Origin of the sequence: Jatrophihabitans sp. GAS493, assembly GCF_900230215.1 — a bacterium.
In the GTDB taxonomy this organism is placed as follows: domain Bacteria; phylum Actinomycetota; class Actinomycetes; order Mycobacteriales; family Jatrophihabitantaceae; genus MT45.
Map to the genome: position 1 here is coordinate 4,690,850 of NZ_LT907982.1, position 16,136 is coordinate 4,706,985.

Consider the following 16,136-nt stretch of genomic DNA (forward strand, 5'->3'; position numbering starts at 1 on the left):
GTCAGCTACCAGACGTCGCGGTGTGCTGCAGGTCGCCCAGCACCTTAGCCGGATCGCCGGTGACTGCGGTGCCGATGTTCTGCTTCACCGCCGGCAGCACGGTCGCTGTCCAGTTTGCACTCGAGGGGAACTGCACTGTGTTCGGCAGCGTCTTCACGAAGGTGCCCAGAACAGGATCGCTATCAAGGGTGTCGGCCGCCGACTGCGAACCCGGTAGCAGCGCGTACTCCTTGGCGAACGCCAGCTGGTTGGCGTCGTTGAGCGCGAAGTCGAGGAAGCTCTTGATGGCCGCCTTCTTCGTGGCATCGCTAGTCTTGAAGGCCTGGATCGCATCAGCCACACCGAGCGTCTTGAACACCTGACCGGTACGGCCGGGGATCGCGGCGGTCGCGTAGTCATCTGTGCTTAGTTTCTTCGCGGCCGCGATCGTCTGTGTGAGGAACGGACCGTTGAACTCCATACCGACCTTGCCGGCTGCGAAGTCGGCGGCCGAGTCCGCAGTTCGGTTGTAGGTGGCGGGGTTCGGCACGGTGAGGCCGTCCTTGGTCAACTCCTTCAAGAACTGGAACGTCGCGATGTTTTCACTACTGTTGATGACGTAATGGCCCGAAGCGTCCTGCCAGCCGCCACCGTTGCCCAGCATCCACAGGTAGGACTCGGCCTGCGCCTCCTCGGGTCCGAGCGGCAGGGCGAATCCGGTATATCCCTTCGCCTTGAGCGCCTTGGCGTCCGACTCGACCTCGGCCCAAGTTGTGGGTGCAGTCGCGAGCCCGGCATCGGCGAACGCCTTCTTGTTGTAGAAGAGTGCGCGAGCTGATGTTGTGAACGGCAGCGCGTACTGGGCGCCGTTGACGCTGAAGCCGGACTTGAATGTCGCGATGCCCATGTTCGGGTTGGAGACGATTTCGCTCACCGGCATGGTCAGGCCGTCCGTGGCGTACTGCGGGAAGAACTCCCCCTGCAGGATGTCCGGGTAGTTGTGGTTCTGCAGCTGCGTCTTGACCTTGGTGTCGTAGTCAGTCCAGTTGATCGTGTCAACGTCAACCGTGATCTTCGGGTTCTGCTTGTGGAACGCAGTGGCGATGTTCTGCCAGTACGTCTGCGTGGTATTCGACTGGCCGCTGCCGTAGTCAGCGCCGGTCAAGTGCAGCGTCACCGTGCCATCGTTGCTCTTGGAGCCCGACGAACTACACCCGCCGAGCACTAGTGCGGACGCCACTGTCACAGCGATCGCAAGTTTGCGGTGTTTCACTCTTGCCTCCATTGTCAATGCGCCTGCGAATGCGGCGCTCAGTCTGCGTTGCGGCATCCCCATCGATCTGCCCCGCGTGTAGCGAACCATAATTGGTCTGCACCAATTGGTCAAGACCTCAACTGTCCTTTTCGCAACCACCTGCGACCTGCCCGATGCATCCACGGCATTAGGCGGGCGGATTGTTCAGATGTCGAGAGGCCGCGGTGCCCGATGCGGGCCAGATAGGCGGTTCGCCAGGACGCGTCCTTGACCTGCAGCAATTGGTCTACCAGTAGACCAATTGCACGAGGTCTATTGGTGCCGAGATGTCCAGCATTTTGCCTGCCGCCTACAACAGTTGAAACTTCATCCACTTCTTCCATTGCCTGCTCGACCCGACCTGAACGAATCATTCGCTTCCTGGGTGAACCAGATCGATCCTCACGGACGTGCTGTAACTACAAGGGAGTGCGCCCGGAGGACCTCCGTCATCCGGGCGCTTCAAGCGCTGCCCAAATTTCGATCGGATTCCAATGTCAAGTTCTCGTAAATTAACGCGAATAAGTTGTCCAGACCAATTTGGGGTGGTAGAACCTAACGCATGATTTCCAATACCCGCCGCAGTGGCACGGCTTGTCTGGCCACAATCACCCTGATCTTTGGTGGGATCGCTGTTTCAGCGCCGCCCGCATTCAGTTCACCTTCCACTCATCGCCAACACTCACAGGGAGCGAATAGCGTCCTAAACCTAGGCGCGGCAGACCTGCCGGAGTCGCGCACCACGACCTCGCTCCAGCCCGGCGTAACCCTGACGACCATCCATCGCGGCGTCGTCGATACGACTGACACCTGGACCGTCGAGGTGTACAGCGCCGACACCTCGAACCCGGATCCCGACGCGCCCAAGCTGGCCATCACCGCCGAAGCGGAGGCTGACCAGACCGCGGTAGCACTCACCGCAGTCGGCCTCACTCCACGGGTCGAGGCAGTGAGGACTCCTCGGACGGTCGACACAGGCGGCCTGCTCGGCTACCGCACCCGCGTCGGCTCATTCACCACCTCGGCCGACGCCGCCGCAACTCTCGCCACGGTGAAGGCAGCCGGGTTCAACGGTTCCGCGGTGTACACGGGCTGGGACGATGACGCCGGCGCTGCGCCGTCAGACGGGCCGTGGAACCTCGACGTCATCACGATTGACCCGAAGCGCTTCACCGGGCAGCTCGTTGGCGACTACGGGAAGGACCTCTTCAATCGCGATACCACCTCGTCCCTCGCAACCGCGGCCGGAGCAACTGCCGCCATCAACGCGGGATTCTTCATCCTCGATCCAACCGCCGGCGCGCCCGGAGACCCTGCCGGCGTTGCCGTCTACAAGGGTGTCATCGAGCGAGAGGCGACCAATGGCCGCCCAGCCTTCATCGTCGACGGCGACACAGGTCGTAGCGCGATCGCGCGCCTCTGGTGGCGCGGCTCCGTGGATGGACAGCGACATGCTTCCGTGACGCTCTCCGGGCTGAACCGGGTGCCGGGGCTCATCCGCAACTGCGGCGAACCCGGCGATCTCCCGTTGGCCATCCCGCAACAGGACGTCACCTGCACCAAAACCTCGGAGACCGTCGCCTTCGACAACTCCTACGGCGCGACAACTCCCAGCGGCGCAGGTACCGAGGTGGTCCTCGACGCCGCAGGTCGGATCCTGTCAGTGAACAGCACACGCGGGATCTCCCTTCCCGCTGGAGACCGGTCCGTCCAGGCCATCGGCGCCGACGCGGCCCCGCTCGCTCGTCTGGCCACACAGAGCCGCCGTCTCCAGATCAGCAGCGCGCTTTTCACACAGAGTGGCCATCGTCTCCAGTTGCGATCGGACGAGACCATCGTCAACGGAGCACCGGAACTCGTGCAGGACGGGCGGATCCACGCCACACCGGGTCAGGACGGTGCGGTGCATCCTGGCCAGCCCAACTACTACTATGGCTGGGCGCACAAGCGGAATCCACGCACATTCGTCGGCATCGACGCGCAGGGACGAACCGTGCTCGTAACGGCCGATGGACGGAGCACGAACAGCCTTGGCCTGTCGATCTCCGAAGAGGCCGCCGTGGCCAAGTCGCTGGGGCTGCGCGACGCAATGAACCTCGACGGGGGCGGCTCAACAACCGCGGCCATCGACGGAAGCGTCATCAATGCACCCTCAGATGCGACCGGTGAGCGACCGGTCGGCGATGTGCTGGAGGTGCTGCCGCCGGCATAAGCCGAGGTCATCGGCCCGGGCGGGGACTGCGTCGGGGCCCTTCAACACGGGGGTGTTGAAGGGCTCCGCGCGGTCCCCGCCTCTCGGCACGTCGATAGCAGTCCACTGGGATCGACCCGCAACGTCATAACTGCCGCTGGCGAAGGGCTCGGACAGGCCAAAGACCCTATCCGCGCTACTTGAGGTAGTAGACGTGGTCGGGTCCCTCGTGCATCCGGGCAGCCGAACGCCAAGAGGCAGAAGACCGGCGAACCTTGCGTGGGAAGCGCATCGACCGATGCAAAATTCCGCCAGGACCGCCCTCATTCGTGGGGCCGACGTTAGCCGCCAGCTCTGCGTCGAAGTAGTGCAGACCGCGACAGTGCACCCGGTCGCGCTGTACTACCTGCGGCTAAGTGAGCGCTGCTTATGTCGGTGACGTGTGTGTCGTTTTCAGGATGAGTTCCAGGTAGCGGCACCCCTGGCGCCAACGCGTTGAGGAGATTGCCGATGAACGACCTTCGGAGCAAGACACGGTGGGATCGCTCTCGGCGTCGGGCAGGTCAATCGGCGCTGGGCTGACGTGGATGCGCGGCAAAAGCGCCTCGACAAGATCGGCATCGAAGGGACCGACGCCCGAGATCATCGCTGACAAAGGCGCTGTTCGCTGGTCTTACCCGACGCGATGACCCACACACCATCTGGGCCGACAGACGGCCAGCCAAGCCTTGCACCGTGCACGGGATCTGACGTCAGGCTAGCCGGCCGCAGCGCCGGTGCGGCAGCCGGCGAGAGTAATCCTGGGACGCATTTTCCGTTCCGACGTTCATTCACCACTACGCTCTCCCGATTGGCTGCGGGTTGGCCGCCGCACTGTGCATCTCACACACGCTCAAGGATCGAGCATCGTTCACGAGGTTGGTCCCGCCGGCCAGTCGCGGGTGCGGGCCGTCCGTCTCTCGCGGACCAGCCGGTGTGCCTGTCTCCTCAGTTGATTGGACGCCGAATACCGACGGACCCCGATGGAACTGGGCGGAAGCACCATTTGCGATTTACCCGACTCTGCCCATCGCAGCCCCAGTCGTCGACCACGACCTCCGAAGGGGAACGCGCTAACCCGTGGAACCAACCAGCTGACTCTTGACGATCCGACCGTCTGTCGCGTACGTGAACGGGTCGGGAAGCTTCGTCACGTAGGCCACCAGTGCAGTAAGCACCGGTTGCGCCTGCTGATCTACGTTCGCCGCTCCGGTGAAGACTGTGAAGCCGTCACCGCCGTTGGCGACAAACGAGTTCGCGGTGGCGGTGAACGTCTCACTCTGATCGTTCGGTATCGGATGGGAATCGTCACCCGGCGAGCCCGCCAGGGAAGTTGAGCCTCCGACCGCCACAATTCCAGCGGCGATGGTGACCGTTGTACCTACCAGTGCGATCGATCTGCGCAGAATGTAGTGCCTCATTTCGACTCCGAAGAATGTAATTGGTCTAGTCCATATTGGACTAGACAACATTGGAGTTTGCCCGACAATGGGCCGACAGTCAACAGGCCGAAGAACATCACTTGCACGTGGCGTTCGTCAAACGCCCATATTAATAGCTGGGTTCGGAGTTTGAGCGGGTTCCCTCCTGGCCGCACCGTAGCTCGACCCAGGTTCCGGGGCCTCCGTGAACGCCAGCCGCACGCAAGCCGTGAATTGGGGTGTGAGCGAATCGAGCAGCCTATCCGTACAGTGGCCGGCATGGATTACGTCCTACGCGCAAGAATGGCAGCGCACGGCGACGGAAGAAGATGTGGTCGCGGCGGCGCTCACTGACGCCGGCCATATGATGCGTCCGCCCGGCGATCGCGCCGTCGAGCAGGCCGAGGACCGCCTGGGCGTTCGGCTTCCGCCGTCGCTACGAGCCCTCTACCGGGTGTCGAACGGACTGATTGAGGTCGGGCCGAGGGCTGGTCTCCTTCTTCCGGTCGGCCATCTCAATTGGGTGCCTGACGTCCAGCCCATCGAGTGTCGAGCGGCATCGGACGACCTGGCGTACGACCCGAATGATCGTGCCATGATTGGGCGGGCGCTGCAGATAGGACTCTTCCAGCGCGGAGTCGGATCCTGGCTCCTCGACCCACTAGGCAGCGACGGCGGCGAATGGCCGGCATATATCTGGTCCCATTTCGAGCGCAGCGTCGAGCGCTTCAACGGCTTCGCGGAACTTATGGCGCATCTGCGCGACTTGCTAGATGTGTTTCGCACGAGGCGGATAACATCGGTCGACGAAGTTCGTGATGACCGGGTCACTACTCGCGACACCGATAACCTCCCGACCGACATCACCCAGTGGCGAAACCTGCTGGCCGGTCTCGGCGCGGCGCAACCACAACTGGCGGGCACCGAGACGCGGCTGCAGGAGCGTGAGCGCCAGCTGCAGTGCCGGCTCCCGCCCTCCTACCGGAACTACTTGTTGGCTACCAACGCTTCGACCTCGTCGGCCTTCCCTCAGATCTATGAATTGGGCGCGGCGGGCTGGTGCGCCGACACAGAACCGCAGCTCGCCTCGGCCTGGAATTGCTTCGACTACGTCGCGCCGCTGCTGGGTCGCGCGTTGCTCATCGGTGACGACGGTACCGGCGGGTACGTCCTCCTCGATCCCGGCGAGGTCGATGGCGATGGCGAGTGGGCCGGGTACTATTTCGCTGCCGGCGATGCCGGCGACCTCGACAAGTACCGCAGCTTTGGCGCGTACCTGCACGAAGCGAGTCGAGACTCCGGCCACTAGTCGACGTCGCAACCCACTACCAACCGCGGGCGTCGGCTCGCTCTCCACAGAGCCACCAAAGATCGAACCAGCTCGATTGAACCCTCACGCGGACGCCATCCGTATCTCTGTATATATGGACCCACTCGAGAGACCAACACGAATGAGGTTGAGTCATGATGCTCGTTGATGCCGCCGGAGGTCTGGACGTGAAGTCCCCCCAACCGTGGTCCGCGATCGCCGGTTTGGCGGGTCGGATACCGGATGACCAACTGCTGCGTACACGTATGGCCATTGGCGACGGCTGCCCCCGAGCCGCGCTAGCGGAGATCGCGGAGGCGGTCGAAGCCGAACGGTTGGCAATCACCAATGCGGAGCGCTCGAACTTCAGTCGCTTGGCTCGTATGTACGGAGTCGATCCGACACCATTCGACGCGGCCCATCCTGCTGCATGCGATTCGACAGATTACTGCTTCGTCGCGCCCAACCTTCACGACTCGTGGAGAGACGCCGGTGACGATCTCGCGGTTCTGGCCGCAGCAGGCGCGACGGTCACGCGCGGAACGGCACCGGCCGAGACCCAGTCGCTGATGCTTCCTGACGGGCTATTGCGAGTCCGTGCGCTGTGGAGGGTAACCCGCTTGTCTCCTCATCCAGCGGCGGGCGTCTCAGACGTGCGGCTCATCCAACTTCGCCGCGACGCCGATCCGATCGCGGCGACCATGGCCGCCACCAACGCCTTGCGCAGACACGGCGATCACCTTCCGGCAGTGGAGGTATTCGGCGAAGGCGAGATGCTCACGCGGTATCAGCTCTCAGCGATGGAGTGCGCAGTCGCGATCTGGACGGCTGGATAGACGGCCACCTGGCGGCTGCAGATCGAATCGGATCTAACCAGCGGACAACTAATGAGCAACCGGACAGGTGTACTGCACCGGAAGCGCCTTGATGCCATTCATCCACGAGGAGTGCAGTCGCTTCGGTTCGCCTAGCATCGAGATGTCGGGCAGGCAATCAGCGATGGCATCGAAGATCAGCGAGATCTCCAGACGGGCCAGGCTGGCACCGATGCAGTAGTGCGGCCCCGAACCGCCGAAGCCTACGTGCGGATTCGGATCGCGAAGAATGTCGAACTCACGCGGCTTGGTGAAGACCTCCTCGTCGAAGTTCGCCGAGGCATAGTAGAGCCCCAGTCGGTCGCCGGCCTTGATCGCTTGGCCACCGACCATCGTGTCCTCCAGGGCCGTGCGCTGAAAGGCGACGATCGGCGTTGACCATCGAACGATCTCGTCAGCGGCCGTCGCAGGCCGGTCCCGCTTGAAGCGCTCCCACTGATCGTGGTGCTCCATAAAGGCAACCATTCCGTGACTGATCGCATGACGGGTCGTCTCACTGCCGGCCACCGATAGCAGGACCGTAAAGAAGCCAAACTCGTCAGGCGACAGTTCGTTCCCGTCGATGTCTGCGGTGACGAGCTTGGTAACGATGTCATTGGCGGGACAGGCCCTACGCTCGAGGGCCATGTCCATGAAGTAGTTCTGCATCTCGATTCCAGCGACCAATCCGGACTCCGGAGTGGAGTCCGGGTCGTCGTAGGAGACCATCTGGCTTGACCACTCAGACAATTGCTCGGTCTCCTCCGGTGGCACGCCGAGCAATTCGGCGATCGCCTGCAACGGAAGTCTGGACGCGACGTCGCGGACGAACTCTCCCTGCCCGCTCACCAACGCTTCCTCGACGATCGCGCGGGCCCTTTGCTGAAGTGCCTGCCGCAGACCGTTGACCGCACGGGGCGTGAATCCCCGTGAAATGATTCCTCGCATTCGAGTGTGTTTCGGTGCGTCCATGTTGAGCAGGCTTACCCGCTGCATATCGATATTCTGGCGAGGTATTCCCCGCCGAAACCTTATGATGGATGTGTTCACGTAGGTCGAGAATATCGAGTCCTGCCGCGAGACGTCCTTGACGTCGGCATGCCGGGTCAGCACCCAGTGACCATCGTCGTCGAACCCGTCGCGACCTCGGGGCTGAGACTGCCACCATACCGGTGCGGTGCGTCGCAGTTCGGCCCACTCCTCATGCGGCAAACTCTGCGCGTACATGTTTGGATCGTTGACGTCGAACCCGTCCGGTAGCTGCGGAAGTGCCACCCGAGCCTCCTGTGAAGCCAAGAAGATCTGAAACACGGCTACTTCGCATTGAAGCACAGTCCTAGTGGCACGTGAACCCCTTTCGAATGGCGGGCAGGAATTGATGTTGAAGACGTCTCGCATCCATTTAGCTACTCTGCGTGCACTACAAATCGTCGCGATAGGGTGATTTGCGTCGATGTGGACTTCGCGCCATTCAGTGATCGAAATTCGGTGGCTCAGAAGCGCACCCCATGGACTGGCGTCTCCATGTCACTTACGATTGATCAGCGTTCCGTTCCCATGAATATGGGGCGGCGCATCACCGCAGATGAGCGGCGGCCACCTTCGCAATTTCTTGTTTTGAGGGTCCTAGTGTCGGACATCGATCGCGCGACGCGCTCACCAACCAGCCAGGTTGGCAAGTCGCTGAACCGCACGCTCCTCAAAGCCATGTCGGAGGATCCACTATTCGGACCGGCCGCGGCCTGGCGGAGCCTGCGCGAGCAGAGCCCAGTGCTGTGGAGTCGGGTGATGCGCTCGCACGTGGTCGTCGGCTACGAAGCGGCGAAATCCGTGCTTCAGTCCCACGAATTCGACGTTGCCCATGCCGCCTGGCAGGACCTTGTCACGCCAGGCTGGCGGATCAACGGTGGCATGGTGACCTGGGCGAAGAGTTTCATCCAGGCCCCGCACGAGACACATGCTGCACCTCGAAAGGGTGCTCAGTCAGTGCTCTCGCCACGACGGGACGAGTTCATGCGGGCCTGCTCGCAGCGGCACGCGCGGCTGCGAGCATCGCAGCTTCCGACGGCAAAATCCGGTTTCGACCTGGTGACGAACTTCGCCCAACCCATGGCGCTCGGCGTGCTAGCGGATGTTCTGGAGTTGTCGATCTCCGATACCGGACGGCTACTGACCTGGGCTACCGACTTCATGCGCTCGCGTGAAATTGGTCGAAGTGCCAGCCTCCAACGCCGATCGGGCGAGGCGGCTGAGCACATTGAAGCGCTCAGCCGCGAGGTGTACGAACATCCCCTGACCCGCTCCGGCGTCACCGGTCGGATGCTCGATGAGATCCACGACGGTCGCACCTGGACGATCGAGGAGCGGGTGAGCCTGCTGCTGACGCTGATCATCGCCGGCTTTCGCACCGTACAGGAGTCGATCTGCGCGGCCTTCGTACTCGTCGAGACCCACCCGACTCAGCGAGCGCAGGTGGTCGATGACCCGTCCTCCTTCACCGAGTCCGCTGCGATTGAGACCCTCCGAATCGCGCCGCCAGTTCAGCTGGTGGCCAGAATGGCCCGTACCGATATGGAGGTGAGCCGGGTCGCGATCCAATCCGGTGCCTCCGTCCTGGTCTCGATCGTCGCCGCCAACCGTGACCCGGAGGTCTGGGGTCAGACCGCGGAGGAGATGGTTCTGACACGTCGGCCCGAAGCGAACCTCACTTTCGCCTCCGGCGCGCACCTCTGCCTGGGTGCAGGCCTCGCCAAGCACGAGATCACCGCGGCGGTTCAGGCCGTGTACCAGCGCTGGCCCGACTTTGGCCTGGCGGTGAAACCATGGCGCGACTACGGCGCGAACTTCTCCGAGTTCACCGAACTGCTGTGCACGGTTACGCGACGAGCAAGGGCGTCATGAGTCGCTCCAGTACCTACAGCTCGTCCGACCCACCCCGATCACCGCTGCCTCCGCGTAGGTCATCATCCCACCGGGTGAGGCAGCGATAGAGCACATCCAGCAACCGGCGGCCGCCACCGAAGTCGATGGGGGTGCTCGATTCGCCGGGGAGAACGGGTAAGGCACTCTCGACTTCAGCGGCCAGTTCCATCTGGCGCACCGAATCCACTGAGAGGACAGCGAGATTCCACTCATCAGCCAGGTCGCGCTCCATGGCCTCCAGAACCACGTCAACCCGGCGCCTGAGTTCGGCCATTGTTTCAGCGACGCTCATGATCTGCTGCGAATTGTCCGATGAGGGCGGTGATTCCTGTGGCATTGATGGTGCTCCTCGATCCTGCCCGCACTAGATGGACGATACGGCGATTGTATCGCCAGCGATGATCGAGTTGATTCTGCCTCGATTCGTGCTCTGGGCCGAGGAGTTCGGAGATCCGCCGGATGCAGTCCTCCTTCCGGGTGAGGATTGGCCGGTACAGGCGACAACGTCAGAGCGTCGCCGCGCCTACACAACGGCTCGACATTGCGCTCGCAGGGCCCTGGGCAGGCTCGGGCTTCCGCCGCAGGCGATTCCCAAGAACCTTGACGGAACTCCGCGCTGGCCCAGCGCCGTCGTCGGGAGCTTGACGCACTGCGTCGGCTACCGAGCGGCAGCAGTCAGTACCACGTCGTTGGTGGCTGCGCTCGGTATCGACGCTGAACCGAACATTGCGCTGCGTGCGGGCACCCTCACCGCGGTTGCCGACAGACCCGAACTCGCGAACCTGGACTCGCTCAGCTCGGACGGCATTCACCCGGATCGGCTGCTGATCTGCGCGAAGGAATCGGCCTACAAAGCCTGGTTCTCGATGACCCGAAGCTACCGGCCGTTCCCCGACGTAGTCATTGAGTTCGCCCCGGGACAGCGCACATTCACAGCCCAGGTGCGCCACTGTCGGCAGTCGGAGGGCGGCGCTTGCCCAACCGAAATGACCGGTAGCTGGACTGCGAGCGAGGGCCTCCTGCTCACCGCCGTGGTCGCACCACGCGCGAAAGCGCTACCGCCCCCACGCGAGCGGAATGGGGTCGTAGCCATCGACGATGTGTCCGGTCCGTTTGACGAGTTCGCTTCGCTGCACCGACAGGCGTAGTCCTGGCAATCGGCGCACGAGCCGAGGAAGCAGAAGCTCCAGCTGAAGCCTCCCGAGCTGTTCACCGACGCAGAAGTGCGGACCCCAGCCGAAGGAGAGATGCCGCGAGGGGGGACGGGCCAGGCTGAAGGTGTCGGGGTTTTCGTATCGAACTGGATCGCGGTTTGCCGGACCTATCATCGGCACCACCGGAGTTCCGGCCGCAATGGTCACTCCAGCCAGTTCGACATCCTCCATCGGCGCCCGGGCAAAGCTCATGAGGCCGGTCGGGTGAAGTCTGAGTAGCTCATCTACGACGGCCGCGACGCGCTCCGGTTCGGCGCGCACCGTCGTGCGCGCTTCGGCGCTCTCGAGAAGCCCGATCAGGCTGGCACCGATCGCTACGAACGGATTCTCGATACCCCCGACGACATAGGGCAAAACGTTGTGCGCGATCAATCGCCGCGTGGCACGATCGTCGCCCAGTTGCTGAAGCATTCGGGGTATCAGCCCGTCGCCGTTCTGTCCGGCCGCCCCGCCGGCAGCGGCTCGCAGGCAGACCATCGTCAGAGTGCGCACGGCGTGCTCCAGCTCCTCGGCTTCTGCGCCCTCAATCGCGACCGTCGCGTCCACAGCGCGACGTAGACGCCTGGGGTCGCCCAGATCGGTCCCTAGGATGATTCCCAGGCACTGCACGGCAAACGGCTCGGCGATCGCGGCATTCAACTCGAAATGTCCATCTCCGGAGCAGACCGTCGCGATCAATCGATCCGCGAGATCTTCGAACTCCTGTCGTTTGGCGACGAGCACCTCTGCGGTGGCGCCGGCGGAGAGACCGCGTCGTATGGCCAGATGTTCAGGCCCATCCATTCCTGACGCCCCCCACTGACCCATCCCTGCGTTGAGCGTCGTTCCCCCACCGGTGAAGGTCGCGCTTCGGCTGAAACGAGGATCAGCGAAGACAGCACGAACTGCCGAGTCGGAGAGCGCGACGGCGAGTTCCCCGAACGGCTCAACTGTCACCAGAACAACCTCCGCGCCGGGGGCGTGATCGGCGGCTGCGGCAGCAAACAGGCGATGGCTGATCCATCCGCCGGCGCCCGAGCAGGAGGGCGAGTTCCCATCATCAGACACGACCGATTCCCACACCCTTCACTCGTCGATCGGAGTGATGACTCGACGTGCCTGCCGAACTTGCGCGATGGTGGCACCACGACCGTCGCGAACGAGCCCCTCGTCCATCGCCAATCCCCCGTCATACCAGTCGGTTCGCTGGGTCACCCTCATCCATGCCCGCGGATCGGGAATGACGCCGGACAGATGGGCAGTGAATTCCACCGTGGGCTGAAAGAGCGGGGTGGTTCGGGTCGCCAACAGCGACGGTGGCAGGGCGTCCATCACGATACCGAGTTGGACGAGCGGATCGAGCTCGTCCACGAGGCGCACCCACGCATCCAGCTCCGGAACACTCCCGCCCCCGAGCGGCCGATTCGGCCCGATGGCCCGAACCTCCATATGCTGCCCGACGGGTACCAAATCCAGCGGCGGCAGGAACGGCTCACCTTCGCCCTCCGCTACCGAGCTTGGCGGCGACTCGGGCCATCGGTCTATCGCCGGTGCGCCTCGAATTGTCAGCACCCGCGCGACCACCGAGAGTCGGCTTCGTTGATGGATCTCCACCCGCACCGACCCCATCGCCCCGCTACGATCCAGCTCGGCCGTCACGTCCATCGGAGTAGCGGGGCGCACCGCCTGCAAGAGGTGCGCAGAAATAACGCGAGGAATCGAATCCGCGGCGCGAGCCGCGGCGCTCATCATCGTGCCGAGCAGCACGCCACCGTGAACGGCCGCGAGCGAACGCCAGGTTGCATCGAACTGAACGGTCTCGCTCATCGATTCGAGAGTTTCGGACAACCGACTCACCCACCTAAGAAGTCAGTGACAAGCGAGCGAATGCGGCGGCAGTATCCGGACAGGCTGCGCTGCTCGCCCAACTCACACAATTCACCGAAGCGAAACGTCGAGGCAAGTTCCTCGGCGTACCGGAAATCGTGTACCCGGTCATCGTGTTGCCCGAGCACGAGGACTCGGGCCGACGATCCGCTCAATGCGACCCGATCGATACCTTCGTTCGACCGCTCGAGGTCGGCCAGCGCTCCGACGACCGGTGCCTGCCGGATCAGTTCCGCCGCCATTGCGTGGGCGAGTACGCCCCGCGGGTCAGTGGTGTTCATCCAGGTCGGCTGACCCTCGATGATTCCCTGCGTCACCGCCTCCACGTCTGCGGCCAGGATGATCGAGCGCATCCGAGTGAGCGGACCATCATCGCTCTCCGGCTGCGCGAAGACGGGCGATGGAAGGATGAATACGGCCCGATCGAAACGCCCCTCGTCCTCGGACATAACGGTGGCCAGCACCTTGGCCGCGAACGAGACCACCACGGCCCGGGTCGCCTCGAAACGGTCCGCGACTGTTCTGAACTCGTCGGCCAATCCGGCGATGGACCACGGGAGCTCTGGTCGCACCATCGTCTGCCCGTGACCACGGAAGTGAAGGTAAACCGTCGTTCCGGGGGCGCCCGCCACGAACCGCCGGGTGTCGGGGATCGTCTTTGTGAAGCCGTGCCCGACGATCGTCGTCCCGCTGCCGTCGGCGTGTTCGACCAAGTACTCGATCTGGCCTTCGCCGGTCGTGAGAAGCCCTGCTTCGCTCACCGTCGGTCCGGTCATACTGCACTCACGCCGTTTCGAGAATCGCGGCAACGGAGTTGACCATCGAGTGAGAGGACGATCTTGCCGACATGCCGGGCGCGAGCCATGTGCTCGAACGCGCAGACGGCACAGTCGACGTCCCAGACCGACACCGGTGGCAGCTTGACGGCTCCAGCCTCAATGAGACGGACGGCTTCACGAAGTATCGTCTGTCGGCGCCGCGGCGCGACGTCGTCAAGATGCACGCGCCGGTACCCGACATCAGGAAACCGCGCCGAAGCCTTCGCGTCCATATCCAGCCCGAGCTCCAGAAACGTTCCGCGCGGCTTCACCAGCCGTAGCGACGCCTCGACGAACGGCCCCGCCAGGCTGTTGAGGACGACGTCGACGCCGCCACCGGACTTCGCACGGATGTCCGACTCGAAATCGAGAGTCCGGGAGGAACTCAGGCGGTCACTGCCGAGCCCGTATTCGCGCAGTGCTCCCCACTTCGACGGGCTGGCCGTACCGAACACCTGCGCCCTCAACCAGATGGCGACTTGCAGCGCCGCCAGGCCCACGCCTCCAGCGACCGCGTGAATGAGCACTCGGTCGCCCGCCCCCACCCTCGCGATGTCCCGAAGCGCATAGATCGCGGTGAGGTAGGCGATCGGGACAGCCGCCGCCTGTTCGTAGGTCCAGTCGGCCGGAATCGCCGCCGTCGCGCGACGGTCCGTCACGACATACGGCGCGATCCCGTCGGTGGCTACCGCACAGACGCGATCTCCGACGGCCGGGGTCTGAACCGCCGCCGCAACCTCACTCACCACCCCCGCGACCTCATGACCCAATGCCAAGCTCGCACCGCGATAGTGGCCGACCGCGGTGAGCACGTCGCGGAAGTTCAGTCCAGTGGCGTGGACAGCGATGCGAACCTGCTCACCGGTGAGTGCGACCGAGTCAGCGTCGCTGGGGCGCACCGCGAGTCGGGTGAGACGGCCCGACGTGGCGATTCCGACCTTCCAGTTAGTTACCTCCCGGGAAGTCGTCAATGCGTGCCCGCATTCGGGCGGCGCGTTACTCGTCACGGATCGACTTCCGCCACCCGCGCCGGTGCCAGTCGTAGCCGTTTGCCGGTGGCCGACCGCGGAATGGAATCGACTCTTCTGATCTGACGGGGGGTGACCGAGAAGTCGGCCAGACATCGCTGGAGTGCGGCCATGTTCAGCGTCAGGCCCGCGGCCACGACGACGTCGAACCCCTCGCCACGCACGTGATCGAGAGTCGGCACGCACGCGACATCGCCGTCAGCGACAACCGACTGCAAGCGGTGCTCGAGTCGGTCGAGGTCGATCCGACGGCCATTGACCTTAAGCAGCCGTTCACGGCGGCCGGCGAAGCGGAATGTCCGTGCGCCGGTGCGGGTGATGTAGTCACCCGTCTGGTAAGTGAGCTGCCGTCGCGCTGCCTCGCTCGGCCCGTCTGAGCCGCGGTGTGCGAGCCGTGGAGAGCGAACCCCCAGCAGTCGTTCCTCCTTCGCTCTACCCGGGTCTGCCAAATCGACCGGATCTGCGAAGTCGACGTCGGAACAGAGGGTCCAGTCCGGCTCATCCAGGCCGTGCGTACGCGTGGCGACGGCCCCGGTTTCCGTCGAACCGAATATTTCGACTAAGCGCTGCTCATCGGTGAACCCACGCGCGAAGTAGTCGCCAATCGCAGGAAGAACGGCCGTGCTATGGATAACCGTCATTTGCTTCGGGGAGATCCAGCCAATTGCCGGGTTGAACAATGTCGCAAATGTCGGCGGTATTGCAGCGACGATATAGCGCCCATCCGCAGCTAGAACTGGAGGCCTGTCACCGGGGGCCACATAAGTGATAGGCACTCGCAATTTTGACGCCAGCAGCACCGTCGCCATCATGCCGTACAGATGCGAGGGTGGCGCGAACGATATAACCGAATCGGGATGGGAACCTTCGACCGTCGCGCCGATCGCCCTCGCTACCACCTCGGCCTCCGACCAGAGCTGCTGGGGCGTACGAGACCAGCCGATCGGCTCACCGGTAGTGCCAGACGTCGAAAACACGACATTTTCGGTGACCAGGGCGCGGAAAATCTCCGCCGGTTCACCCTCAGCACAGCGTCCCCAATCGAGCGTCCACGACGAAGTCGACAGCGGCGAATGCATGCAGGCGAGCTGACTGGACCCCCGACCTGGGCCCAACAAATCAGCCGGATCGACGCTTCGGGGTATCGACGCAGACATTCCTCCCCCATCAGCGGGCGTCTCTGCGCGACGGTACGTGAGTC

At 63.6% G+C, this 16,136-nt stretch carries 14 protein-coding genes; 5 read left to right on the plus strand and 9 right to left on the minus strand.

Annotated elements, in window-relative coordinates; all coding sequences use genetic code 11:
• Position 1: 1 nt before the first annotated feature.
• Positions 2-1,156 carry an extracellular solute-binding protein gene (locus CPH63_RS21075; protein WP_206745603.1) on the minus strand — a complete coding sequence of 385 codons (1,155 nt, stop codon included), beginning with the start codon at positions 1,154-1,156 and terminating at the stop codon, positions 2-4.
• A gap of 679 nt (positions 1,157-1,835) precedes the next feature.
• Here CPH63_RS21075 and CPH63_RS21080 point away from each other — a divergent pair.
• Entirely contained in the window at positions 1,836-3,485 is a 1,650-nt protein-coding gene (locus CPH63_RS21080; RefSeq protein ID WP_096304697.1) for a phosphodiester glycosidase family protein, read from the plus strand.
• A gap of 1,091 nt (positions 3,486-4,576) precedes the next feature.
• On the opposite strand, the gene CPH63_RS21085 is transcribed toward CPH63_RS21080, so the two are convergent.
• Positions 4,577-4,924: a hypothetical protein gene (locus CPH63_RS21085; RefSeq protein WP_096304698.1), complete on the minus strand. Its 348-nt coding sequence runs from the start codon at positions 4,922-4,924 to the stop codon at positions 4,577-4,579.
• 205 nt (positions 4,925-5,129) lie between these two features.
• Here CPH63_RS21085 and CPH63_RS21090 point away from each other — a divergent pair, with 205 nt between their 5' ends.
• Together CPH63_RS21090 and CPH63_RS21095 are read left to right on the plus strand one after the other, a co-directional pair.
• On the plus strand, positions 5,130-6,233 hold the full coding sequence (locus tag CPH63_RS21090) for an SMI1/KNR4 family protein (protein WP_157749710.1): 1,104 nt from the start codon (positions 5,130-5,132) through the stop codon (positions 6,231-6,233).
• Between the two features lie 155 nt (positions 6,234-6,388).
• Complete coding sequence (locus tag CPH63_RS21095) at positions 6,389-7,069, plus strand: hypothetical protein (RefSeq protein WP_096304700.1); 681 nt, start codon at positions 6,389-6,391, stop codon at positions 7,067-7,069.
• 48 nt (positions 7,070-7,117) lie between these two features.
• On the opposite strand, the gene CPH63_RS21100 is transcribed toward CPH63_RS21095, so the two are convergent.
• Positions 7,118-8,362 (minus strand): cytochrome P450, encoded by a 1,245-nt coding sequence (locus CPH63_RS21100; RefSeq protein WP_096305329.1) that lies wholly within the window; start codon positions 8,360-8,362, stop codon positions 7,118-7,120.
• Between the two features lie 354 nt (positions 8,363-8,716).
• Here CPH63_RS21100 and CPH63_RS21105 point away from each other — a divergent pair, with 354 nt between their 5' ends.
• Positions 8,717-9,988, plus strand: coding sequence for a cytochrome P450 (locus CPH63_RS21105; protein ID WP_157749711.1), 1,272 nt, complete (start codon positions 8,717-8,719; stop codon positions 9,986-9,988).
• Positions 9,989-10,001: 13 nt separating this feature from the next.
• Here the strand turns inward: CPH63_RS21105 and CPH63_RS21110 are convergent, their stop codons facing one another.
• Positions 10,002-10,301 (minus strand): hypothetical protein, encoded by a 300-nt coding sequence (locus CPH63_RS21110; protein WP_157749712.1) that lies wholly within the window; start codon positions 10,299-10,301, stop codon positions 10,002-10,004.
• Between the two features lie 106 nt (positions 10,302-10,407).
• Here CPH63_RS21110 and CPH63_RS23855 point away from each other — a divergent pair, with 106 nt between their 5' ends.
• Entirely contained in the window at positions 10,408-11,157 is a 750-nt protein-coding gene (locus CPH63_RS23855; RefSeq protein ID WP_172892261.1) for a 4'-phosphopantetheinyl transferase, read from the plus strand.
• Here CPH63_RS23855 and CPH63_RS21120 read toward each other — a convergent pair.
• From CPH63_RS21120 to CPH63_RS22500, 5 genes are all read right to left on the minus strand, one after another.
• Entirely contained in the window at positions 11,065-12,159 is a 1,095-nt protein-coding gene (locus tag CPH63_RS21120; RefSeq protein WP_157749713.1) for a cytochrome P450, read from the minus strand. The two genes, CPH63_RS23855 and CPH63_RS21120, sit on opposite strands and share 93 nt — an antisense overlap.
• Positions 12,160-12,288: 129 nt before the next feature.
• Entirely contained in the window at positions 12,289-13,029 is a 741-nt protein-coding gene (locus tag CPH63_RS21125) for a thioesterase family protein (RefSeq protein ID WP_096304705.1), read from the minus strand.
• Positions 13,030-13,055: 26 nt separating this feature from the next.
• Positions 13,056-13,865, minus strand: a complete 810-nt coding sequence (locus CPH63_RS21130) for an alpha/beta fold hydrolase (protein WP_096304706.1) — start codon at positions 13,863-13,865, stop codon at positions 13,056-13,058.
• A complete protein-coding gene (locus tag CPH63_RS21135; protein WP_172892262.1) occupies positions 13,862-14,878 on the minus strand; it encodes a zinc-binding dehydrogenase in 1,017 nt (338 codons plus the stop codon). The genes CPH63_RS21130 and CPH63_RS21135 overlap by 4 nt, the downstream gene beginning before the upstream one ends.
• Positions 14,879-14,910: 32 nt before the next feature.
• Positions 14,911-16,014, minus strand: coding sequence for a class I adenylate-forming enzyme family protein (locus tag CPH63_RS22500; protein ID WP_172892263.1), 1,104 nt, complete (start codon positions 16,012-16,014; stop codon positions 14,911-14,913).
• Positions 16,015-16,136 lie beyond the last annotated feature (122 nt).

What these genes read in the sequence shown, in the direction of transcription:
- CPH63_RS21080 (WP_096304697.1), top strand. Translation starts at nt 1,836, where the DNA reads ATGATTTCCAATACCCGCCGCAGTGGCACGGCTTGTCTGGCCACAATC.
- CPH63_RS21085 (WP_096304698.1), bottom strand. Translation starts at nt 4,924, where the DNA reads ATGAGGCACTACATTCTGCGCAGATCGATCGCACTGGTAGGTACAACG.
- CPH63_RS21095 (WP_096304700.1), top strand. Translation starts at nt 6,389, where the DNA reads ATGATGCTCGTTGATGCCGCCGGAGGTCTGGACGTGAAGTCCCCCCAA.
- CPH63_RS21110 (WP_157749712.1), bottom strand. Translation starts at nt 10,301, where the DNA reads ATGAGCGTCGCTGAAACAATGGCCGAACTCAGGCGCCGGGTTGACGTG.
- CPH63_RS23855 (WP_172892261.1), top strand. Translation starts at nt 10,408, where the DNA reads ATGATCGAGTTGATTCTGCCTCGATTCGTGCTCTGGGCCGAGGAGTTC.
- CPH63_RS21125 (WP_096304705.1), bottom strand. Translation starts at nt 13,029, where the DNA reads ATGAGCGAGACCGTTCAGTTCGATGCAACCTGGCGTTCGCTCGCGGCC.
- CPH63_RS21130 (WP_096304706.1), bottom strand. Translation starts at nt 13,865, where the DNA reads ATGACCGGACCGACGGTGAGCGAAGCAGGGCTTCTCACGACCGGCGAA.
- CPH63_RS22500 (WP_172892263.1), bottom strand. Translation starts at nt 16,014, where the DNA reads ATGCATTCGCCGCTGTCGACTTCGTCGTGGACGCTCGATTGGGGACGC.